This window comes from Dehalococcoidia bacterium, from assembly GCA_041649635.1.
Lineage (GTDB): Bacteria > Chloroflexota > Dehalococcoidia > E44-bin15 > E44-bin15 > JAYEHL01.
In genome coordinates this window covers 324,309-346,226 of record JBAZMV010000001.1, presented here as the reverse complement: position 1 = coordinate 346,226, position 21,918 = coordinate 324,309, and the positions used below count along the sequence as shown (strand labels likewise).

Genomic DNA, 21,918 nt, shown 5'->3' with positions numbered 1-21,918 from the left:
GTTTTCATAATGGTTGAGCGCAGTATAGTATCGGCTATCGCGACGGACAGCGCGGAGGACTTTGCGCGCCTGGCTCTGATAGCCGCTCCAAAGTATCTGCCGGCGCTCTATGACGGCATACATGACAAAATTCACAAGAGCCTTTTCCATCATCGTGATAACATGCTGGGCTTCACGCATACGTATTTCATGAAGGTGGATGGTAAGAATGCCGGGATGGCCGTCGCGTATGACTGGAAGGTTAATAAGAAGGAGCAGAATAAGACGACTCTTCTGATCATCCGCGGCATGGGCTTGAAGTTCTTCAAGCAGATGAAGCATATGCAGTGGTCCGCCGAGAATCTGGGACGCATGGATGATGGAACGTGGTACATCGCTGTGCTCGGTTTCTACCCCGAGTTCAGGAGCAAAGGGCTCGGCATGGAGATGATGAATTTCATGCAGGAGCAGGCCGTGGCAGCCGGAGCCGACAAGATCGTGCTCGATGCCGAGACCTACAATCAGGATGCTATCAGGTTCTACAAGCGGTTTGGGATGCAGGAGCACGGGGAACTGAAGAGGACGACGATAGCAGGCGAGCAGTTCGAGTTCGTGCGCATGGTTAAGAATCTTTGATACCGGGGACATCGATTGTCGGGGGTACCAAATGGGCTGGTTGATATTATTTGTGGCTATAGGATTCGAGGTGGCGGGCACCACCTGCATGAAGCTGTCAGAAGGATTCAGCAAAATCGTGCCGTCGGTGCTGATATTCGTGTTCTACGGCATATCATTTTTTCTTTTCGCATTGGCGCTTAAAAAGGGCATCGGTCTCGCTGCCGCTTATGCCATATGGTGCGGAGTCGGCATCTCATTAATAACGATTATCGGCATACTGCATTTCAAGGAGCCGGTGACCGCCCTGAAGATGGGCTCGATCGCTTTAATAATCGCGGGCGTGGTCGGCCTGAGTTTTACCAAGGTGACGGGGTAACGGGGTAACGGGGGAATAACGATTTGTCTGAGAAGATCGGTGAAGTAATCAAATCATCGACAGGCGGCTTCACGGCCGAGTGCTACGAGCTGCACAGCCCGCCTCAATACGGCAGACTGGTTCGTACCAGGGATGGCGATATCGATATATACGCGATAGTGTCGGATGCTTCTACTTCAAGCATCGAGCCGGGGCGCCGTCCCATAGCGCGCGGCAGGGGGGACGTCAGCGAGGAGGATATCTACCGCTCCAATCCGCAGCTGGAGAAGCTGATGCGCACCGAGTTCAGCGCCATAGTTGTCGGACATGGCGAGGGAGGGAGTATCAGCCAGTATATTCCGCCGCGTCCGGCCCGGATACACAGCTTCGTTTACTCGTGTGAGCACGAAGAGGTGGCTGCATTCAATAGTTCGCTGTCATATCTCAGCATGCTCGTCGATATCCCGGAACGATCGAACGAGCTCATCGCCGCCGTCCTGCGTAACGCTGCCGCGGCGCAAGAAGGGTCGCGTGAATTTTTAGTAAAGGCCGGCAAAGAGCTGGCGCTGATGATGGCGGGAGATACTAATAGACTTAACATAATACTGAAAAAGGTGAAGCCGTGACAGGGGATCGCAGGCTGGGATTCGTTATCTCCGGCGCGCTGACGAAGGGCATCGACGTCAGGCTTGACGGGGATGTATCGGTTGAAGATTTAGCGGTGGGCCGCTACGTCACGATCGAAGGCCGGAAGCGAAAGTTCTTCGGCATGGTCACGGATGTCACGCTCGACGCCTCGGATCAGCGCATCATGTCCGCGCCTCCCGATGTGTCCGATCCCTTTGTCGCCGAGGTCATAAACGGCACCAGCACCTTCGGCAGGTTGCACGTGCTGCCGATGCTGACGATAGGGGGAGATGCCGGCGATATCCTGGACGGACCGCAGCCGGTGAAGACGGTGCCGGCGCATTTTTCCGTCGTGCGCGAGGCCGATGATATAGACATGGGTTCCGTGTTCGGCTCCGTTACCGAAGGGCAGTTCTACATAGGGACGCCGCTCGACATGGAGACCAAGGTGCGCCTCGATACCTCCAAGCTGGTTATGCGCTCCAACGGCATCTTCGGCAAGAGCGGAACAGGCAAGACGTTTCTCGCCAGGCTGGTTCTCGTCGGTATTCTGCAGGAGGGCTCGGCGGTCAACCTGGTTTTCGATATGCATAACGAGTACGGCTGGTCAGGAACGAGCGAGGGAGGCAAATCGGTTAAAGGGCTGAAGCAGCTCTTCGTCTCGAAGGTGGCGATATTCGCGCTCGACGCGGAGAGCGCGCGCAGGCGCAAGGTGTCGCCCGATTATGAGGTTATGATAGGCTACGATGAAATCGAGCCTGACGATATCGCTCTGCTTAAGGAAACTCTGGACCTGACCGACGCGGCGGTAGGGGTGCCGTACCGGCTGGCCCGGCATTACAGGGGTCGCAAGTGGCTGGAGGAGTTTCTGTCCGTCGAAGGCAAGGATGCGCTGAATGAACTTGCGGAGAGCCTGGGTGAACACGAGGCGACGCTGGCCGCGCTGCACCGCCGTCTCAGCGTACTCAAGCGCATGCCGTTCCTGGTTTCCGAGGCGAAGGGCAGCGCCATCGACAGCATTCTATCGTATCTTGAGCGCGGCATACATGTCGTCCTCGATTTCGGGCGTTACGGCGACAACACGGCTGCTTACATACTCGTTGCCAACCTGCTCACGCGGCGCATACATGCCATGTATCGCGAGCGAACTGAGAAGGCGCTGGCCGAGGGCGGAACAAAGCCCCGTCCCCTTGTTATCACGATAGAGGAGGCGCATAAGTTCCTCAGCCGCGAGCTGTCGGGGCAGACGATATTCGGAACCATCGCCCGCGAGATGCGTAAGTATAACGTGACGCTGCTCGTGGTCGATCAGCGTCCCAGCGGCATCGACGAGGAGATAATGAGCCAGCTGGGCACCAAGATAACGTGCCTTCTGGATAACGAGAGGGATATCGACAGCGCGCTCACCGGAGTGTCGGGCAAGGGCGAGCTCAAGGCCGTGCTGTCCAAGCTGGACAGCAGGCAGCAGGCGCTAATCTTCGGGCATGCGGTTCCGATGCCGGTGGTGGTGAAGACGCGCGATTACGGCACTCCGGAATCGTACAAAGAATTCGGACTTCGCGATGCGCTGGAGTGCAAGAAGGAATCGGATAAGGATTTGAAAGACCTGTTTGCGGAGTGAGTATTTGAAATCCCCCTCATTCCCCCTTTGCTAAGGGGGAGGTGACAGGGCTGCAAGGAGGTGGAGAATGAAGATGCTGAACTTTAGGAAACCGCGGGCAAAGAAGAAATGGATGGATGGGGAGGATTTCCCGCCGGATTACTCGGAGCATGCCAAGAGCGGCAGGAAACGCGATAAATTCCCATGGCTGATAAAGGTTGTAGTTTTCGGTCTGCTGCTGGCTGGGGTCGGAGCTTTCTTTGGCCTTGCGCTGAAGTGGGCCGGGGACGGCTACGTGCATCTGTATCCGGGGTCGTGGAGCTGGTGGGAGTCTATTCGCCTGGGCTTGTGCGTGATGGGGTCTTTCGCCGCCGTCGCGGTAGCCGCCGGATTCGTAGCCATTTTGATCCGCCCGTTCTGGGTGGCGGCGCTTTGCTTCCTCGTCTCTTCATTAGCTTTGTTCCTCACGTTTGAGATTTCGATACTCAGCCTGGTGGTGTCGGCTATCTATTTCGTCATGGGGCTTATTTATCTTGCCGGGGTCAGGACGGAGATCGCTCATCGCATAAGGTTTTCCGTGTGGCAAATACGCAGCAGCCAGACCATTTTCCTGGTCGTTCTCGTCGGCCTGGCATGTACCAGTTTTTATTTCGGGTATGCGGACCGCATAGACAGGGAGGGATTCAACCTTACGGATGAGAGCATAAGCACCCTGGTCGAGTTCGCGGAAAATCACATAATAGACAGGGTTGTGCCGGCAAGCATGACCTATCCGCAAAAGCAGGAGATACTGCAGAAATTACGCCTCTATCTGGACGAAGAGGTGCAGGAGGATATGGAGCCGTATGAGGATTATATCCCCATGGCGTTTACCGCTATCGCTTTCTCCGTAATGATGCTGGCGACGTTTGTGCTTTCCTGGCTGCCGCTTCTTCTCCTGTCGCTGGTGTTCTTTATATTGCTGCGGCTTAAGCTCGTGAAAAGGAAAGCGCAACCTGTGGAAATTACCAGGCTGACCATCCAGTAAGGCTCAAGGTAGACGACTCATGGCAAGCATCCGGAGCCGCTCGAATAATCATCCTTTCATCGAAGAGTTGACAGACTGTATCGATGCCCAAGATGCTTTCAGGGTTATCAAGGATTATACTTGGAGTTTCTTTCTGGACAGCGGCATCAATCCATACGGCCTGGGTCGGTATTCTTTCATCGGCAGCGACCCTTTTCTTGTGCTCATCAGCCGCGGCAGTGAAACCAGTCTCGTTTCGCGCGACGAAAGGATTTATGTCAGCGGCAATCCCTTCGAAATTTTAAGGGAGCAACTGGCTCGATATAACATCGATTCGTCGAGGTGTCCGGTGCCGTTTGCGGGAGGGGCTGTCGGTTATTTCGGATACGACCTGTGCCACTTTATCGAGAAGCTGCCGGCTACCGCGACGGATGATATGATGATTCCAGACTGCTGCGTGGCTTTCTATGATTCCGTCATCGCTTACGATCATGTCGAGAATAAAGCTTACGTCGTTTCCACGGGACTGCCGGAGGTCGATGAAATTCGAAGGGAGAGAAAAGCTGGACAGCGCGTCGAGGAGCTGAAACAGCTTGTATGTAGTAACGGTCGAAGTGCTGATAGGGGACATGCTGGAGAAAAGTCGTCTCGCCTTCGGGTTATAGAATCGCAAAACGGGGCGGAGGTTTACTCCAACTTCACGCGCGATGAATATATCAAGGCGGTGGAAGCCGCTATAGAATACATAGCGAACGGCGACATCTTTCAGGTGAACCTGTCGCAGCGCTTCGAATCGAAACTGCCCTGCGACCCGTATGAATTGTATCTGCGGCTGCGCGGCGAGAGCCCGGCACCCTTCGCCTGCTACCTGAATTTCGGGGATGTTACCGTCGCAGGCGCTTCTCCCGAGAGGTTCCTGCGCGTTTCGGGCGGCCGCGTCGAGACCAGGCCGATGAAGGGCACGCGCCCGAGGGGGCGGTCGCCGGCCGAGGACGAGGCGCTTGCCGCCGAGCTTTTGAGCAGCGGGAAGGATCGCGCCGAGAATATCATGATCGTGGACCTGGAGAGGAACGACCTCGGCAGGGTGTGCGAATACGGCTCGGTAAAGGTCGATGATTTGTGCACACTGGAAAAATACGCGACGGTGTTTCAGCTTACATCCACCGTCGAAGGCAAGCTCGGACGGGGCAACGACAGGATCGATCTGCTCAAGGCCGCCTTCCCCGGCGGGTCGATAACAGGCGCGCCCAAGGTGCGGGCCATGGAGATAATAGATGAGCTCGAGCCTACGAAGAGGGGCATCTATACCGGCTCGGTCGGCTACCTGGGATTCGACGGCGGCATGGACCTGAATATCGTGATACGCACCTTCGTCATCAAAGGTGACAGGGTCTGCTTTCAGGTCGGAGGCGGCATCGTAGCGGATTCCGATCCGGCGATGGAGTATCAGGAGACGCTGGACAAGGCGCGGGCGCTCACGGCGGCGCTGGGTTTGAAGAATACGGCCGGAAGTTTAAGGAGTTGATATGTCGGCAAGAAAATATCCCGCGGGGTCTAACGAGGATTTGATCATCAATACGCTGCCCAAGATCGTTAGCGGGTTCAAACAGTTCATCGAGGTGTCCCAAGGTTTCCTGCGCGACTTTCAGCTCGACCTTGAGCTTATATCCGCGGGGACGGATGATTCCGCCCAGATGATAGAGGACCTGCAAAAGAAGATGAAGGGCCTGCAGAGGGAGATGCTGCACGCGGCCAAGACGGCCGAGCGTTTCCAGGAGACGATAAACGAAATGAAGAAACGTCTGGAAGCTTAGACGTGGCGGTTCTTATAATCGACAATTACGATTCTTTCGTCTTCAACCTGGCGCAGTATGTCGGGCGCGCCGGATACGAGCCGACGGTGTACAGGAACGATGCTATCGCAGTCGAAGATATCGAGCGCATGAGCGCGTCTCATATCATCATATCGCCCGGGCCGAAGTCGCCTCTGGAGGCGGGCGTATCGAACGATGTGGTGCGTCACTTTGCCGGCCGGGTTCCGATCCTGGGGGTTTGCCTGGGGCATCAGTGCATCGGGTATGTGTACGGGGGGCGCATCGAGCGGACGCGCCCGGTTCACGGGAAGCCGTCGCTCATATACCATGACGGCAACACCATATATTCCGGCGTGGAAAATCCCTTCGATGCGGGACGCTATCATTCGCTCGCCGTGTGTCCGGGTACGCTGTGCGACGACGTCGCCGTCACAGCCTCCACGTCGGACGGTCATATCATGGGCATCCGCCATCGGCGGTATGCGGTCGAGGGCGTGCAATTCCATCCCGAGTCTGTGCTGACCCCGGCCGGATACGATATGATAGGTCGCTTTCTCGCTATCTCCAGCCCGGTATGGGGTGAGGATTTTTAGAGATGGAGCAGTTGGTCTATATCAACGGCGAGCTCGTTAGCAGGGACAAGGCTCGCATATCGGCCTTCGATCGCGGTTTCCTCTACGGCTACGGTCTTTTTGAAACGATGCGTTCTTACAACGGCCGCGTTTTTTATCTCGACCGTCACATAGCCCGCCTGGCCGATTCGGCGGCCTTCCTGGGCATAAAAGAGGCGCTTGAGCCTGAAAAACTGGAGGGCGGCGTGTTGACGACGCTCAAGGCTAACGGCCTTGAAGATGCGCGCATCAGGTTGACGGTCACGGCGGGTGAGGGCAGCCGCGGTATCGCCCTTCCGTCGACCGGAAATCTTACAACAATAATTACTGTTGAGGCGCTTTCTCTTCCGTCTGTCGAGAAATATTCAAAAGGCCTGCGTACCTCCATCGCCAGCATCAGAAGGAACAACAAGTCTCCGCTGTGCCGCATGAAGACGCTGGGGTATATGGAGAACATGCTGGCTCACACAGAGGCCGTCGGCGCCGGATGCGACGAGGCCATACTGCTCAATACCGATGGCTGCGTGGCCGAGTGCAGCGCCAGCAATATATTAATAGTCGAATCAGGCAGGGTCGTAACTCCTCCGGTAGACGCTGGAATACTACCCGGCATCACGCGCGGCATCGTCATCGATCTGGCCGCAAAGCTCGACATCGAGTTAATGCAGGAGTCGATCGGTGTGGAAAGACTGAAGAAGGCGCAAGAGGTATTTATAACGAACTCGGTCATCGAGATAATGCCAGTCGCTTCGATTGAAGGCAGAGAGGTCGGTATGGGCTGTCGCGGCAAAATCACCGAGCTTCTTACTGCGGAATACAGGAAGCTGACCTGGTCTTCCATTCGTTGACCGTGCTTGCAAGACCGTGTTATCATAGCTGAATTTAAGCGAGGTTACATCAGTGGGAATATTCGATAAGGTACTGAAGAAAAGCAAGGAAGGCTGGTTCAGCAAGGTAACCACGCTTTTTGAACGGAGCGCGATAGAGGATACGCTCTGGGATGATCTGGAGGAGTTATTGATTTCGGCGGATGTCGGGATGGACACCGCCGCGAAACTGATCGAGCGCGTTAGAAGCAGGGCCAGGAGCGAGAAGCTGGACAGCAGCGATCAGGTGTACGTTGCGCTCAAGCAGGAGATGGTCGATATCCTGAACGTATCGATTCCATCGGAGGAGAAGCATGCTTCAGCCCGGCCGCTGATCGTGCTGGCGGTCGGCGTTAACGGCACCGGCAAGACGCTGTCCACTGCCAAGCTGGGGAACATATATATTAAGAAGGGGAAAAAGGTAATAATCGCCGCTGCGGACACGTTCCGCGCTGCGGCTATCGAGCAGATACGGATCCTGGGAGAACGCATCGGGGCCGATGTCGTCTATCACAAATCGGGCGCCGACCCCGGGGCGGTGGTATTCGACGGCCTGGAGGCGGCGCGGGCGCGCGGGGCGGACGTGCTGCTGATAGATACCGCGGGGAGGCTGCACACCAAGTTCAATCTCATGGAGGAGATGAAGAAGATAAAGCGGGTCATCTCCCGCAGCGATCCCGGCGCTCCCCACGAGGTATTCCTCGTTCTGGACGCTACTACGGGGCAGAACGGCCTTTCCCAGGCCAAGTATTTCACCGAAGCCGTCGATGTGACTGGGATCATTCTGACCAAGCTGGACGGCACGGCCAGAGGCGGCATCGTGCTGGCGATCTGCGATCAGCTCAAGATACCGATCTTGTATGTCGGAACTGGCGAGGGCATAGACGATATCGCCCCGTTCGACGCGCAGGCATTCGTCGAGGAGCTTTCCTCTTGATCGACGAAAAGGGGAATATAGTTGTTAAGAAATAAGCACTTCTTGCTTGGTGCCGCGGTCTCCGCGGTTCTGCTTTTCCTGTTTCTATACAGGACGGATTTTGCCGAGATGGGCCAGGCGTTAAAGGAAGCGAACTACGTCTACCTCATCCCCGGCGTGCTCATCTATTTCTGCGGCGTCTACCTCCGCGCCTGGCGCTGGAAATTTTTTCTGAAACCGCTGGGAGAGTTCTCTTCCTTTCGGCTATTCCCGCTGGTGGTCATCGGATTTATGGTTAATAATTTATTACCCGGGCGACTCGGTATAGTTGTCAGAGCTTATATTCTGGGAGAGAAAGAAAACATAAGCAAGATGGCGGTCGGTGGAACCATGGTCGCCGAGCAGGTTTTCGATGGGATAATACTGTTTGTGTTAGCTTTATTCATATCGATAGTGGCCCCTTTATCCGGCAGGATCGAGCAGGCGGTTGATGTCGCGGCCGGCCTCTTTTCGGTTGCATTGCTCCTATGTTTTTTGCTTGTTTTCTCAGAACGGTTCAGGAACAGGGTGATAAATTTTCTGCTGCTCATATTGCCCAGGAGATGGCGCGACGCCGTGAAGGCATGGCTGCTTAATATGATAGACGGTTTGAGATTCATGCGCAGCCCGAAACAGCTTCTTGTTACATTGACATTCTCAGTGCTGGTCTGGCTGTGCGAGGCGGGATTATTTTACATGACGGCCCGTTCCTTCGATCTCGGGCAACCGTATTATATTATGTTGCTGGTCACGTCGGTCGCTAGTCTGAGTTGGGCGCTCATATTCGTTGCTCCCGGAGGCGTCGGTCCTTTCGATTATTTCTGCAAACTGACAATGATGCTCTTCATACCTGCCGGAGTTGCCAGTTCGGTTTATGAAGCTTCGGTGAGCGCTTATGTCATCGTCCTGCATGCCGTTATCCTCTTCCCCGTGATAGCGCTGGGTTTTGTGTTCTTGTGGAAAGAGAATTTCTCCCTCGCGAAAGTGAAAGCGATCGGCCGTAATCAGAGGTCTCAGAAGCTGTAATCGCTGACTTATGAGTCTGTATTACGCCTGATTCAACGTCGGCAGCGAATAATGCGTTTCCTATGCGGTCGAATAAATCCGGGTGTTTCAGGCTGTTTCCAGTCCGAGGGGAGATCTAGATGTCTGCTTCCGGTCAGGCGTAGATTTGCCGGCCTACCATATCCAGTGCACCATCCATTGCATCATATCCCAGTAGGCGTTTGACATGGGCAATCCTGATATTGCGGGGAAGCAGAAGATAAAGCATGCGACATTAAGAACAAGATAGGTTTCTACAACCCATTTCCCCCACCTGAATCTTTTCCACAACCACTCAGCCCACAGGGTGATTGCAAGAATGACGAAGATCAAACTCGGATAGAAATGATATAGGAAGACCACCCGGCTGATAGGTATAAAGAAGAGCCATTGAGCGAGGAACGGTATGAGGATAAACAAAGCAACCTCGCGTTTGTCGCCGAGCTCGCGCCATAGGTGACTGAGGACCCTTGAAGTTATATTTATGGTTCGGAGCAGAATACTGGCAAGCCATCTGATGACTACCATGACGGTGTGTTTCTTGCCTATAACGTGTGAAAGGAGATAGTCAGACCCTGCGACGGAATTCTCAGCCCTGCCCTTCAAGCTGTTTGCAAACCAGTTGATGACAATAAGCATAGTAGAGGTCATCGCCGGTATTGTCATCCACCACAGGGCCGCGTTGCCGAAACTGGCGATATAAGCGCGGGTGTTAGGGAAGTATCCTACGTAGAACCATACCGGGTTCAGCATCAGTGGCCAGGTGTACCAGGGTGAGCCGCTTGGATGGGGTGACGACAGAGTGGAATGGAACATGAAACTATCCCACTGTATCTTCCACCAGCCGTTTTCAGGATTGCCGTGTTCCAGGGGAGCGACAAAATAGATTATATAGGAAAACATATAGACGGCTACCGATGCCCCCAGGCCGGCTACGAACCAGGCTATTTCACCTTTTCCGATCTTCCTTTCGCGCACCTTCTGAATGACCAGCAGCAGCATCAAGCCCACAAAGCCGTACATTACAAACCACTTAGTGGAAAATCCGAGGCCGAAGAATAACAGGCTCCAGAAAAGGAACTTGCCTCCGTGAGCTGTATCCTGCAAGTATCGGTAGAAGAAATAGACCATTCCTATATAAAAGAGGATGATAAAAGTATCCGGAGTAGCGATCCTGGCCTGCGCGAAGTGCATGCAGTCGAATGTGAGCAGGAAAGCGGCGATAAGCCCGGCCCGCGGGGTCCCGAACATGCGCCTTGCGAGCAGGAAAATGAGAACGATTGCTAGAGCGGCAAAGAGAACTCCCGCGATGCGCCAGGCGAATGGATTATGACCAAAAATACCTATACTGGCAGCGATTATCAGCTTGCTCAGCGGCGGATGGTCCCAGCTCGTCTGGCCTTTCCAATCCGTTATCTCATTGTAATTCAGGTAGGCTTCCGCCGCCCGAACGTAGTATATTTCGTCGAAATACGTGGTTGACCTGGATGCTCCGGGATTGTTTACAAGATGCTGCTCGTCGATGAGGGCGTTAGCTGTCGTTACATTGCCCGTTGTTGAGATGCCGCTTATGGCAAGCTTGTTTTCCCCCGAGAAAACGGCCACTTCACCTATTAGTCCGGAGTTTCCTTTAAAGGCGAGACGGATATACCTGGTATCCTGGCCCAGATCGGCATATTCCCACTTGCGGCAGATGTCGTGGTACTGAGAATTTCTAGCGAAGGTCCAATTGTTCGCAGTGCCCCAGTAGATATCAACATCAACCCTGCTGTAATCCTGAATGAGGAAGTAGACTCTGTCTACATGGACGGTATCGCCCAAGTCTAAATATACTTCCTCCGGATCACTCTGAGGGGAGAAGTCAGAGGCGGGCATGCGGATATCTCCCAGGTTCCAGATAGCCGTGGCAAGGAAGATAATAACCAGGGCTGCCAGTGCGAGAAGGTGCCGCCGGCGTGCGAACATCCTTCGGACTGGAGTTGAATGTATATTATCGTTTCCTCCAGCCTCGGGTGAGATGGGAGTAGCTTCTTTTGATGTCATCTCCGGTGAAGAATCAGACAAAGTTTTCATCTAAGTTCCTCAATAGCAGGTTTGCGGCGCTGAATCCTCCAGAAATATATGGTAGCGGACAGGAACAGAATTATATTAACTGGAGCGAGAACGTAGAGGGACCAGTGTCCATCCGGAATGAAGGCCTCCGCTTTCAGCTTTGATAAAACATAAGCCAGGTTGGCCAAGAAGGTTCCTGTTAGCCCTATATAAAGCCACGGCGTCATGCGTTTAAGTGTAAAACGTCCATTCCAACTCATGACTAGAAGAGCGAGAGTTGGGAAGAGATATCGCTCGTGCATCCTGGTCATGAGCATGAAGAAGCCGAACATGAGCAGAAAGACCGCAAATATCGCCGCTTTTTGCTCATATCTACGATGAAGCTGCCACATGATAAAAATCACAAAAGCAACAAACATAATAATACCCCACACCTGGTAGCTCAATCCCATGTGAGGTATGGTGTCCGGCTTCCAGAAGCCAAGGAGCGCCCAGAAATTGTAGGCGTTAAGGCTGTTATATTCGTATACGCCATATCCGGAGTATTTGTCGATCAAGAAGGTTATCGGGCCGCCGTTCCAATTGAGAGGAGCGATGAAAAGAAAGACGGAGGCTATGGATACCAGACCGCTTGATATGGCGCGTTTCCATCTCCCGTTTCTCAGTATTATATAGGCCAATACAGGAAGAAGGACGATACTCTGAGGCTTGGTTAGTATGGCAAGGCTGAAAAGTGCTCCCGAAATCTCATATCTGGAGCGCATAAGTGCATAAAGAGAGGCGATCATGAAGAAGGTATATATCGAGTCAAATTGTCCCCACACGGCAAGATCGAAAATGATAGCTGGATTAAAGGCATACACTGTCATGGCAATCAGGGCGGGTAGAAAGGAATAATTTGATCGGACGAAACGGAAGATGAGATAAGCTGTGGCCAGATCGAACAGGTTTTGAGGCAGCTTGATAAGAAAGTCCAAGCTGTTCGGACCTATGGTATGAGCGAGATTACCGAATATCCAGAAGATGTATATGTTGAATGGCGGGTAATCGCACCAACTTGTATTAGTGTAGAAATTATGCAGTCCCCCTTTGGCAGCGGTATCGTACCATGCCTTGAAGCAGTTTTCGTCTATATAGTATCCGTGATAACGGAAAAGGAGAAGTCGGATAATGAGAGATATCGCGAGAACGGCTATGACCAGAACAATCTGCCATCTGCGTTGAGAGGCGAAGCGTTGCAGTTTTTCTAAGGCTTTAGTCTGCATTCTCGTTTGACTCTAACTCGATAAACTTACGCTGATGTCCAATATTTATTGGAGTGGTCATATTGTCGCACAGATACCATGACAGCGGCAACTATTACGGGTTCACTCGGTATATCTCTACGTCCTGATTTTGATAAACCAGGGCATATCTCTCGATATGGTTGGCGAACTCTGTTAAACTATCCAGCGAATACCTCTCCTTTTCCACCTTGCCGATAAATATGTATTCAACGTTGTACTTTCTCAGTAAGGCAAGCGATTCATCGCTGCCGGGAGCATTGTAAATACTATCCGTTTCCGTATCTCGTCCTGATACCATATCCCAGGAGCCCCGCCACATCACTTCATGTGTAAGCCAGCCTATGACAGTAGGCAATCCGGTCATGGTTGCAACATGTGATGAAAAATCATACGCTTCGCCGGGTGCCTCCAGTATGACAGGCTGCCCCTTTATATTTAAGTTTATCCATTGAATCGCTTCGTAATCGTCAGGCGCTAGGGTTTTAACGTAAGCTACTCCGTCTAGCGTCCCTCTACCGATCCCGAAATAGTCGCGTTGGCTGCTTGTCCATCCCACTGTTTGTCCTACAGGCTGAATTATGGAGGCTAGAACAAGAACAATGAGAAGAACAATCCAAAAGACCTTAAGCTTTCCCTTGGTATTTTCCAACACCCAGAATATCCCGTATGCCGATGCTATACCCAGGAAAACCCACAGAGGTAAATAAAATTTCATAACCGTATTGAATCTTTCCCATGGAGATGGCAAGGAATCGGCTATGAAAAAAACCTCACAGAATAGAGCAATTAACGCTCCCATGAGTATAAAAAGCATCATAAATCCCGCCTCATTTTGTCCGCGGGCTTTCCATATGCAATATAGGGGCACCAGAATCAGAGGGATAAGGGTTAATAAGAGCTGGAAATCTGTTAGGAAAGAGATCAATGCTATGGCAATAGTCAAAGCCGCTATTACAATAAGCGCTCTCACTTTAAACAGCTGTTTCTTGAGTGAAACGTAGAAGAATGCAAATACCACGAATAAAAACAGGGCAAAGAGTTCAATGAAATCGGCTAGATCAGTTCTGATGTGGACCACACCAATACCATGGGTCCCGCCCCAATTTCTGGTAACAAAGTAAGGCACATACAATATAAGGCTTACTATTATGATACCTAAGACGCTCTTCTTGCTGAGCTTTATCTTGAGCAGTATGAAAGCGAGTAATGTAAATGCAGCGTATAGGGGATAATCCCATGTATTGATGATAGAGAAAAATCCCAAGCTAACGCCTAATATAAGTACAGTTAGTAATGAATCCCATCTCGTGCTCTTAATAGCTTCGTCGCTTTTTCTGAGCAGTGAAAATATAAGTGTGATGTACATAAGCTGAAAGGGGATGGTTATAGTATGTGCATGCAAATCACCTTGCAGAAAAGCAGCATAAGGGTACAGGTTCCCAGTGTTAGGTATCACACCAGCACTTACATCGAAATTGAGAATCCATTCAGAAAAGCTGCTTGCTCCTGTAGCGCTATGGCCCAGCAGGTCATGGTGGAAGACAAAGGCAAATAGTTGAAATACTCCTGAGCTGAACCCGGCGAAACAAATGAAAACGACAGCAATAAAACCGTAGAGTTTCCTTTTCGTGATGTTATATGCGATTCCGTATGAGGCACTAGCGATAAGGCCCAGGAACATTGCTACTGCCAGGTTATAACATATTGAGGACGGCACTTTCGATATCATGGTCAATATGGCAGTAACGAGTTGTCCACCGTAATAGTAGGAAAGACTGGTGCCGGCAAGCCATGGATCAGCGGGTGGGAAATAGTCGCTGCGCAAAATGGATTGGAGGAAAGCAAAGTCCGTGAAATCTTCGGTGTACGCATAGAAAATATCCGGCTTATATCGTAAATAAACCAGAAATAGCACGAATACGATTGTGAAGATTGCCTCGCTGATCAGCATCTTGCGCAGCGGCAGATTCTTCAGGTTTAAATTCTTTCTGCCCAGATAGCAAGAAAGGATTAGTAGGATTAGCGCTGAGACAGAGATGTTGGCATATCCGAATTGAAGTATGTGTATGCTGGCAAGCAGCCATGAAAGATATGTTACGAGGAGCAACCCTAATATTTTGGTGATGGAGTAGCCTTTATCCGGCAGACTTAAGCAGATCCTCGATACCAGAGGGAAGGTTATCAGCCCTATAACCAGCAGTATGAGCCACCAGATTACGGCATATGCCACCTGTATCATCTAATTCAACCCTGTGCTAAGAGGATCGACTAAACGCTGCGGATCTGCGATCCTCGGATGGTACGGCTATGCTGTCAGTATCAGACCATCCAATCGAACTTATTGAAGGATAGTGTTCCCCAGAGATTGATGCAGCAGCATAAGACAATTACAGCTATTTTAAATCCATCCAGGCGATAGCGCATGCCAGATGCCACTAATAGAATCATGAAAGGCAGTATATCCAGGCTGAAGCGATATCCAAACTGGAGGAAACCGACCGCTCCATAGGTCACCAGTGGTATTGAAGTGAGCAAGAGAGCTAACATGGCCGCAAGCGTCATCTTGCTGGCCTTCGGGTGAGCCAGGAACATGTACAGCAGGGCTGGGGTGGTGAAGAAAAGTCCCAGGCCCATGAACGAAGGTTTGAAGAATGGGAATGTATCGCTGATTACGGGGCCTTGGAACAGGATTGCATTCAGCTGCCGCGGTAGGTAGCTTAAGCTGAAGAGCCCTTTGGCAAACAGAGGCTGGTCAACAAATTGGCCGCGTTCATATCCTAAGTTGATAGTACCGTACTCACCGTAGGTAAAGAGAAGGTACAGTCCGCCCATGATAGCTAGAGCGCTACCGAGAAGCACGAGACGGCGAATTATATGTCCCCGGGAACTTATTCCCCGGCTTACTGTATAGGCAAAGAAGGGGAAGGTAAGGAAAACGGGTAATCTTGACAGTCCGGCCATTCCCACGAATAAACCTATAAGCAAAGGGCGGTTCTTTCCCGTGGTTTCAATCAAGGCAGCCATTAAGAAGAATACTGCCGATACATGGGCAAACATCCATACGCTGCCACAAGTGGAAACCCACCAGAAGTTTGTTCCCAGAGCTACCAGCACGGTCATGGCTACACGAAATCGGAGATTCCAGCCGAGCTGCTTAGCTGCTACCCAAAACAAACCTATGGCAGCAGCCCCTACAATCATTGATATGATAGCTTGATTTGTACTGACTCCCCAGATAGCGACGCAGGGCAGCGTGAATATGGTAGGTCCGGGCGGTTCCATTACGAAACCCTTCTCTCCGTATCTGGCCAGCTCTAACCATGAAGGCGCATTTTCCAGATAAAGCCGACCATGGAGAAAGGCGTCTGCGAGACGAACGTAGTGGTCGTAGGGTGTGGAGCCCGAGCTTGTGACGAAATAGATAACAAAAACCAGGGCAGCTATACATAAAGCTTGAAACCATTTGTTGGGGAGCGTTTTCTGCATGAATGTGCTGAAGGCCTGGCCCAATGTTGGAGGTCTTTTGATCGAGAACTTACTATGGCGCTTCGGTGAGGCGTCATCGATTTTAGCTTCCCCTTCGGGAGCACGGTTATCGATAGACATCTCGTCGCTGCTCATCTGGCTGCTTTCAGAGTGTAATTTATGTATTATACACTAGTAGTGGAATGTTTCCTATCATATTGCCCTGGACGATGCTGCCCAGTTGATTTTAGTAGCGGTTTGATAAGTCAGGCGATAATCCTCTCTACTCAATTGCGTGGTTTTCCTGTAGAATACACCCATAGATTTTATGAGCGAGAAGATGACCCCCCTTAGACAGCAATACCTCCGTATCAAAAAGAAGTATCCCGATACCATCGTGTTCTTCCGCCTGGGAGATTTCTACGAGACGTTCGACGATGATGCCAAGCTCGTGTCGAAAGAGTTGGAGATAGTGCTCACAGCGCGGGAGATGGGCAAGGGCAACAAGGTGCCGCTGGCGGGAATCCCGTATCACGCGCTCGACAACTACCTTGCACGGCTCATCAACAAGGGGCACAAGGTCGCTATCTGCGAACAGCTCAGCGATCCCAAGGCTGCCAAAGGCCTCGTGGACCGCGATGTCGTGCGTGTCGTTACGCCGGGCACCGTGGTCGAGCCGGGACTGCTGAGAGGCAACGTTAATAACTATCTGGCGTCGGTAGTGGTAGAAGGACAACAGGCCGGAGTCGCCTACGCAGATATAACCACCAGCGAATTTCAGACCACGCAGCTTCCGGCTGAGCGTATGCAATCGGAGCTGGAGCGCCTGCGCCCGTCGGAGATACTGGCGCCAAAGGATGTAGAGGTTCAGGCCGCTGCTCCGGTCACACCCGTCGACGTTCAGTATTTTGAGCTGGAGGCCACGAGGCATCTCCTGCGCGAGCATTTCGGCACGTCGTCGCTTGAGGGCTACGGCTGCGAGGGCCTGCCGCTGGCGATACGCTCGGCCGGGGCCATCGTGCACTATCTGGGTGAGACGCAGAAGCCGGCGCTGAAGCAGTTGACCGGATTGTCGACGTACAGCACAGAGTCGTTCATGACGCTGGACCCGCAGACGCGCCGCAATCTGGAGCTTTTCCAGACGTTCCGCCAGGACAGGGAGGGCTCCCTGCTCTCGGTCATCGACCTGACCAGGACGCCGATGGGGGCCAGGCTGCTGCGGCGCTGGGTGGGGCAGCCGCTTCTGGACGTGGTGCAGCTCAACCGCAGGCTGGATGCGGTGGAGTGGTTCCATGGCGATACGCGCCGCCGAGCTAAAGTCGTGTCGATCCTGGCGAAAATCGTCGATATCGAAAGGATCATCAATCGTATCAGGGGAGGAATCGCAACTCCTAGAGAAGTGGTGGCGCTGCGCCGCAGTCTCGAGGCGTCGTCCGAGCTGCGCGATGCGATTCAGAAGGAACAGTCGAGTGATGTCGCATGGCTGTTTCAGAGCGTCGATCCGTGTGGCAAAACGGTCGAACTGATATCGAAAGCCATAGCCGATGAGCCTCCGCAGAACCTGGGCGACGGGGTCATAAAGCCGGGGTTCTCGCCGGAGCTGGATTCCATCAGGGTTGCGGCTAAGGACGCAAAGAGCTACCTGGCGAACCTGGAGCGCGCCGAGCGCGAGCGCACGGGCGTGAAGTCGCTCAAGGTCGGCTATAACAGGGTCTTCGGATATTACATCGAGATATCGAACACGAACCTGCAGCAGGTGCCCGACGATTATATCCGCAAGCAGACGCTGGCCAACGCCGAGCGCTTCTATACGCCGCAGCTTAAGGAATATGAGTCGCTCATCCTCAATGCGCAGGAGCGCCTCGCCGAACTCGAAGGAAACCTGTATCGGCAGGTGCTGGGGCAGACCGGGCTTGCGGCGGAGCGCATACTGGATACGGCCTCGGCGATAGCTCAGATCGATGTATTCTCGTCGCTGGCGGAAGTTGCGGTGCGTTCCGGCTACGTCCGGCCTGAATTGAACGAGGGCAACGTCATCTCGATAACTAACGGGCGTCATCCCGTGGTGGAGCGCATGCTGGATGGCGAGCCTTTCATACCTAATGACACCTACCTGTCGAACGATGAAACGCAGATGATAATACTCACCGGGCCCAACATGGCGGGCAAGTCGACGTATCTGAGGCAGGTGGCTCTCATCGTGTTAATGGCGCAGGTTGGCAGTTTCGTCCCGGCGGACGCGGCCACTATCGGCATCGTCGACCGCATATTCACCCGCGTTGGTGCTCAGGACGACTTGTCGACGGGCCGCTCAACGTTCATGGTCGAGATGGAGGAGACGGCCAATATTTTGAACCACGCCACGCCGCGGTCGCTGCTGATATTGGACGAGATCGGGAGGGGCACCAGCACCTACGACGGCATCTCGATAGCGCAGGCCGTCGCCGAATACATACACAACCATCCCAAAATGGGCGCTAAGACCATATTCGCCACGCATTACCACGAGCTGGTCGATTTGTCGAATTTCCTGCCGAGAGTCAAGAATTTCAACGTGGCCGTCGCCGAGGAGAACGGGCGGGTTATCTTCCTGCGGCGCATGTTGCCGGGGGGCGCCGACAAGAGCTACGGCATCCACGTGGCGCAGCTCGCAGGTCTGCCGCGCGCGGTGGTGCATCGCGCCGAGGAGGTGCTTACCGGTCTTGAGGATAAGCGGCATGTTAACGGCAAGATAAAAGCGGCCTCGTCTTCTCAGCTTCCACTCTTCGTCGGTGATACAGCGTCGTCCGAGATCTCGGAGGAATTGTCGCAGTTGGAGCCGGATGCGATGACGCCGCTCGAGGCGCTGAATAAATTGTACGAGCTGAAAAAGAAGGCGCAGAATAAGTAATTTTATACAGGACTACCCAAAATCCGATTTTAATAGTACAATTGCGCAAAGGGTGTCTAGAGCGAATACAGTAAGAAGAAAGGAGCAGGACAATGAGAATAGCAGCATCTATTATTACTGTGATCTGTGGTATCGTGGTAGTGGTCGGCGTATTCTTGGCGTGGGTTGAGGTATGTGGCTGGGGAATTTGTATGTCTATGTCGGGATGGGATGCGATAGATATGTCAGTAAGCGATGCGATTAATGTTTTGATGATGTTTATCGGCGGAATACTAATGGCGGTTTTTGCATTGCCTGCTTTCATCGTGTCGCTGGCGTCTAAAGGCGGCAAGGCGGCTATAGCCACATTAGGGATTCTATCAATAGTTGCCGGGCTTGTAGCTGTTGGAGGAGGAGTCTGGTTTATGATAGACGCGGCAGTGAATGACCTGTTCAGCTTTGTAGCGTACGGCTTCTATATCGCTTTTGCGGCAGCTATAGTCGGCTTCATATTCGCAATCCTGACAGCCGCGTTTTCCAAAGGGAAACAGGACTGGTAGGACGGGGTCGAGCCGACAAGAAAGAATGTCGGCAGGAGGTTACTTAATGGCAGAGCCTAAGAATATAAATGTGATCCCGACCAAATGCGGCAAATGCTCTTCCGAGAATGTGGAGCGACAGGATATGACGATGTACGGGAGGCTCGGCTTCATGGGGCCTGACTACAGGTTCGATTGTTACATCTGCAGGGATTGCGGGTATTCCGAGTTGTTTTTCCAGAAGGCCGCGTGGATAAAGTGATCTTTGATGCCCATAGAAGTCTTAGCTCCGGAAGTTATCGCCCAGATAGCTGCCGGTGAAGTAGTAGAACGGCCGGCATCGGTGGTAAAAGAGCTTATAGAGAACGCTATCGATGCCGGTTCAACTCAGATCAAGGTAGAAGTAAAGCAGGGCGGGGTTAAGTTTATCAGAGTCGCTGACAACGGCTCCGGGATATCCTCTAATGAAGCATCTCTCGCGTTCCGACGCCATGCCACCAGCAAGGTTCGTGACAGTTCAGACCTCGAAAACATTTCCACCCTTGGTTTCAGAGGCGAAGCGCTCCCAAGTATAGCGGCCGTATCTCATGTTGACATAATCACCAAAACGAATAACGATTCGGTCGGTACGCACTTAGTTCTGCGCGCCGGGGAGATAACCGGGCAAGGGCGCGGAGCCGGCACTCAGGGAACCTCGGTAACCGTAGAGAATCTCTTTCGAAACGTGCCTGCGCGCCTAAAATTCCTCAAGTCGGTCTCTACCGAAAACGCACACATATCGGATCTTGTCAGCCAGTACAGTATGGCTTATCCGGAGATCAGGTTCGAGCTCACGTCCGATGGCAAGGTGGTTCTACAGACGCCGGGCAATGGCAGCCTGCGCGACGTTCTTGTCGCGGTATACGGGCTGAAAACGGCCGAGGCTATGATACAGGTCGGGGACGGCGGCTCGCAGGTATACGGATTCGTCAGTCCACCCTCCCTCGCACGCTCCCGCCGCGACAGCTTGAGCTTCTTCGTTAACCGCAGGTGGGTGAAGAGCGGACTTTTGATCCGGGCGACCGAAGAAGCATACTCAGGTTTGCTCATGACAGGAAAACATCCCATTGCTGTCTTAAACATTTCTGTTCCTCCCGACGATATTGATGTCAACGTCCATCCGGCAAAAACCGAGGTCAGGTTTCGCAGCGAGGGGGAGGTGTTCACACTCGTGCAGCGGGCGGTGCGGGCGGCGCTTGTCGCGGAATCGTCTGTGCCCGATGCGAAAAGGGCGCCGCGTCCTATAGGTTCGACCAGTGCGGTGGTCGGGGCAGGTCGAGCCGCGCTCCAGGAGCGACTGTTTGAGGAGCCAACTCATACGCAGGGGCAGCAAACCCCCAGGGTGTTGCCGGAATCGCGCTTGCCGATACTGCGCATCATCGGGCAGCTCGCTGCCACCTACATCGTAGCCGAGGGGCCAGACGGCATGTATCTAATCGACCAGCACGCCGCTCACGAGCGTATCCTGTTCGAGAAGGTGATGGCGCAGCGGGCCAGGCGTGATGTCGCAGTCCAGGGTATGCTTGAGCACGTGAGCATCGAGTTTTCGCCGCGCCAGGAAAGCATGTTAAAAAGGGCTCAGGAAGCGCTGAAATCCTATGGATTCGCCGTCGAGCCGTTCGGCGGACAGACTTATCTGGTGCGCACCGCCCCAGCCTTGCTCGGCGAGGGCGATATCATCAAGGCGGTTCATGAGATAGTCGACACGTTCTCCGAGGAGGGTGACCGGTCGAAGGCGGAAGAGAAGATCGCCGCCTCGATCGCATGCCACGGCGCGGTCAGGGCCGGCAAGGTGTTGACTATGGATGAGATGACGCGTCTTGTCCTCGATCTGGAGAATGCCGAGTCGCCGCATACCTGTCCCCACGGCAGGCCTACGATGATCCGTTTCTCATCATCTCAGCTTGAGCGCGACTTCGGGCGTATGGCATAGTTGTGAACTTAATCAACCCCCTGTATCCCCCACTCTTGGGGGAAAATAAAAAAAGTTAGGGGACACCCCTATAACCCCGGCAGAGGGAAGACCCTCTGCACACCCTATTCAACGTCGCCGTCATTCCGGTCCCGCATCGGTGTACGGGATAAACTCCGGCCGGAATCCAAGTCGCCTATAGAATCGTAGGGTGGGTTTAACGATAGTGTAACCCACCGATTATTATCCTCACCCTCCGCAGGGGAGAGGGTCAGGGTGAG

At 53.1% G+C, this 21,918-nt stretch carries 19 protein-coding genes; 15 read left to right on the top strand and 4 right to left on the bottom strand.

What is annotated here, in order from left to right; all coding sequences use genetic code 11:
* Nucleotides 1-9 precede the first annotated feature (9 nt).
* From WC562_01660 to WC562_01610, 11 genes are all read left to right on the top strand, one after another.
* On the top strand, nt 10-615 hold the full coding sequence (locus WC562_01660) for a GNAT family N-acetyltransferase (protein MFA5054866.1): 606 nt from the start codon (nt 10-12) through the stop codon (nt 613-615).
* 31 nt (nt 616-646) lie between these two features.
* Entirely contained in the window at nt 647-973 is a 327-nt protein-coding gene (locus WC562_01655) for a multidrug efflux SMR transporter (protein ID MFA5054865.1), read from the top strand.
* 23 nt (nt 974-996) lie between these two features.
* Nucleotides 997-1,578 (top strand): hypothetical protein, encoded by a 582-nt coding sequence (locus WC562_01650; protein ID MFA5054864.1) that lies wholly within the window; start codon nt 997-999, stop codon nt 1,576-1,578.
* Nucleotides 1,575-3,200 (top strand): ATP-binding protein, encoded by a 1,626-nt coding sequence (locus WC562_01645; protein MFA5054863.1) that lies wholly within the window; start codon nt 1,575-1,577, stop codon nt 3,198-3,200. Before WC562_01650 ends, WC562_01645 begins: the two co-directional genes overlap by 4 nt.
* 67 nt (nt 3,201-3,267) lie before the next feature.
* Nucleotides 3,268-4,206 (top strand): hypothetical protein, encoded by a 939-nt coding sequence (locus WC562_01640; GenBank protein ID MFA5054862.1) that lies wholly within the window; start codon nt 3,268-3,270, stop codon nt 4,204-4,206.
* Between the two features lie 19 nt (nt 4,207-4,225).
* On the top strand, nt 4,226-5,710 hold the full coding sequence (gene pabB, locus WC562_01635) for an aminodeoxychorismate synthase component I (protein MFA5054861.1): 1,485 nt from the start codon (nt 4,226-4,228) through the stop codon (nt 5,708-5,710).
* A 1-nt stretch (nt 5,711) separates the two neighbouring features.
* The gene (locus WC562_01630; protein ID MFA5054860.1) at nt 5,712-5,999 is read left to right on the top strand and encodes a hypothetical protein; all 288 of its coding nucleotides are present in this window, start codon (nt 5,712-5,714) and stop codon (nt 5,997-5,999) included.
* Between the two features lie 2 nt (nt 6,000-6,001).
* The gene (locus WC562_01625) at nt 6,002-6,592 is read left to right on the top strand and encodes an aminodeoxychorismate/anthranilate synthase component II (protein MFA5054859.1); all 591 of its coding nucleotides are present in this window, start codon (nt 6,002-6,004) and stop codon (nt 6,590-6,592) included.
* 2 nt (nt 6,593-6,594) lie between these two features.
* Nucleotides 6,595-7,458, top strand: coding sequence for an aminotransferase class IV (locus WC562_01620; GenBank protein MFA5054858.1), 864 nt, complete (start codon nt 6,595-6,597; stop codon nt 7,456-7,458).
* Nucleotides 7,459-7,510: 52 nt separating this feature from the next.
* Nucleotides 7,511-8,413: a signal recognition particle-docking protein FtsY gene (gene ftsY / locus WC562_01615; GenBank protein ID MFA5054857.1), complete on the top strand. Its 903-nt coding sequence runs from the start codon at nt 7,511-7,513 to the stop codon at nt 8,411-8,413.
* Between the two features lie 21 nt (nt 8,414-8,434).
* Nucleotides 8,435-9,457, top strand: a complete 1,023-nt coding sequence (locus WC562_01610) for a lysylphosphatidylglycerol synthase transmembrane domain-containing protein (protein MFA5054856.1) — start codon at nt 8,435-8,437, stop codon at nt 9,455-9,457.
* A 153-nt stretch (nt 9,458-9,610) separates the two neighbouring features.
* Here WC562_01610 and WC562_01605 read toward each other — a convergent pair whose 3' ends face one another.
* The 4 genes from WC562_01605 to WC562_01590 form a co-directional block, all read right to left on the bottom strand.
* Nucleotides 9,611-11,548 carry a glycosyltransferase family 39 protein gene (locus WC562_01605; GenBank protein ID MFA5054855.1) on the bottom strand — a complete coding sequence of 646 codons (1,938 nt, stop codon included), beginning with the start codon at nt 11,546-11,548 and terminating at the stop codon, nt 9,611-9,613.
* Complete coding sequence (locus WC562_01600; GenBank protein MFA5054854.1) at nt 11,545-12,792, bottom strand: glycosyltransferase family 39 protein; 1,248 nt, start codon at nt 12,790-12,792, stop codon at nt 11,545-11,547. Before WC562_01600 ends, WC562_01605 begins: the two co-directional genes overlap by 4 nt.
* 94 nt (nt 12,793-12,886) lie before the next feature.
* The gene (locus WC562_01595; protein ID MFA5054853.1) at nt 12,887-15,052 is read right to left on the bottom strand and encodes a DUF2298 domain-containing protein; all 2,166 of its coding nucleotides are present in this window, start codon (nt 15,050-15,052) and stop codon (nt 12,887-12,889) included.
* An 80-nt stretch (nt 15,053-15,132) separates the two neighbouring features.
* The gene (locus WC562_01590) at nt 15,133-16,434 is read right to left on the bottom strand and encodes a hypothetical protein (GenBank protein MFA5054852.1); all 1,302 of its coding nucleotides are present in this window, start codon (nt 16,432-16,434) and stop codon (nt 15,133-15,135) included.
* A gap of 172 nt (nt 16,435-16,606) precedes the next feature.
* Between WC562_01590 and mutS the strand changes: the two genes are divergently transcribed.
* The 4 genes from mutS to mutL all read left to right on the top strand — a co-directional run bounded on the left by mutS (nt 16,607) and on the right by mutL (nt 21,658).
* Nucleotides 16,607-19,168, top strand: a complete 2,562-nt coding sequence (mutS, locus tag WC562_01585; protein MFA5054851.1) for a DNA mismatch repair protein MutS — start codon at nt 16,607-16,609, stop codon at nt 19,166-19,168.
* A gap of 221 nt (nt 19,169-19,389) precedes the next feature.
* Nucleotides 19,390-19,707, top strand: coding sequence for a hypothetical protein (locus tag WC562_01580; GenBank protein ID MFA5054850.1), 318 nt, complete (start codon nt 19,390-19,392; stop codon nt 19,705-19,707).
* Between the two features lie 46 nt (nt 19,708-19,753).
* On the top strand, nt 19,754-19,948 hold the full coding sequence (locus tag WC562_01575) for a hypothetical protein (protein MFA5054849.1): 195 nt from the start codon (nt 19,754-19,756) through the stop codon (nt 19,946-19,948).
* A gap of 6 nt (nt 19,949-19,954) precedes the next feature.
* Nucleotides 19,955-21,658 carry a DNA mismatch repair endonuclease MutL gene (gene mutL / locus WC562_01570; protein ID MFA5054848.1) on the top strand — a complete coding sequence of 568 codons (1,704 nt, stop codon included), beginning with the start codon at nt 19,955-19,957 and terminating at the stop codon, nt 21,656-21,658.
* Nucleotides 21,659-21,918 lie beyond the last annotated feature (260 nt).

Coding starts and splice junctions, on each gene's coding strand:
- WC562_01660 (MFA5054866.1), top strand. CDS start 10: ATGGTTGAGCGCAGTATAGTATCGGCTATCGCGACGGACAGCGCGGAG.
- WC562_01655 (MFA5054865.1), top strand. CDS start 647: ATGGGCTGGTTGATATTATTTGTGGCTATAGGATTCGAGGTGGCGGGC.
- WC562_01640 (MFA5054862.1), top strand. CDS start 3,268: ATGAAGATGCTGAACTTTAGGAAACCGCGGGCAAAGAAGAAATGGATG.
- pabB (MFA5054861.1), top strand. CDS start 4,226: ATGGCAAGCATCCGGAGCCGCTCGAATAATCATCCTTTCATCGAAGAG.
- WC562_01630 (MFA5054860.1), top strand. CDS start 5,712: ATGTCGGCAAGAAAATATCCCGCGGGGTCTAACGAGGATTTGATCATC.
- WC562_01620 (MFA5054858.1), top strand. CDS start 6,595: ATGGAGCAGTTGGTCTATATCAACGGCGAGCTCGTTAGCAGGGACAAG.
- WC562_01605 (MFA5054855.1), bottom strand. CDS start 11,548: ATGAAAACTTTGTCTGATTCTTCACCGGAGATGACATCAAAAGAAGCT.
- WC562_01600 (MFA5054854.1), bottom strand. CDS start 12,792: ATGCAGACTAAAGCCTTAGAAAAACTGCAACGCTTCGCCTCTCAACGC.
- WC562_01595 (MFA5054853.1), bottom strand. CDS start 15,052: ATGATACAGGTGGCATATGCCGTAATCTGGTGGCTCATACTGCTGGTT.
- WC562_01590 (MFA5054852.1), bottom strand. CDS start 16,434: ATGAGCAGCGACGAGATGTCTATCGATAACCGTGCTCCCGAAGGGGAA.
- mutS (MFA5054851.1), top strand. CDS start 16,607: ATGAGCGAGAAGATGACCCCCCTTAGACAGCAATACCTCCGTATCAAA.
- WC562_01580 (MFA5054850.1), top strand. CDS start 19,390: ATGTCAGTAAGCGATGCGATTAATGTTTTGATGATGTTTATCGGCGGA.
- WC562_01575 (MFA5054849.1), top strand. CDS start 19,754: ATGGCAGAGCCTAAGAATATAAATGTGATCCCGACCAAATGCGGCAAA.
- mutL (MFA5054848.1), top strand. CDS start 19,955: ATGCCCATAGAAGTCTTAGCTCCGGAAGTTATCGCCCAGATAGCTGCC.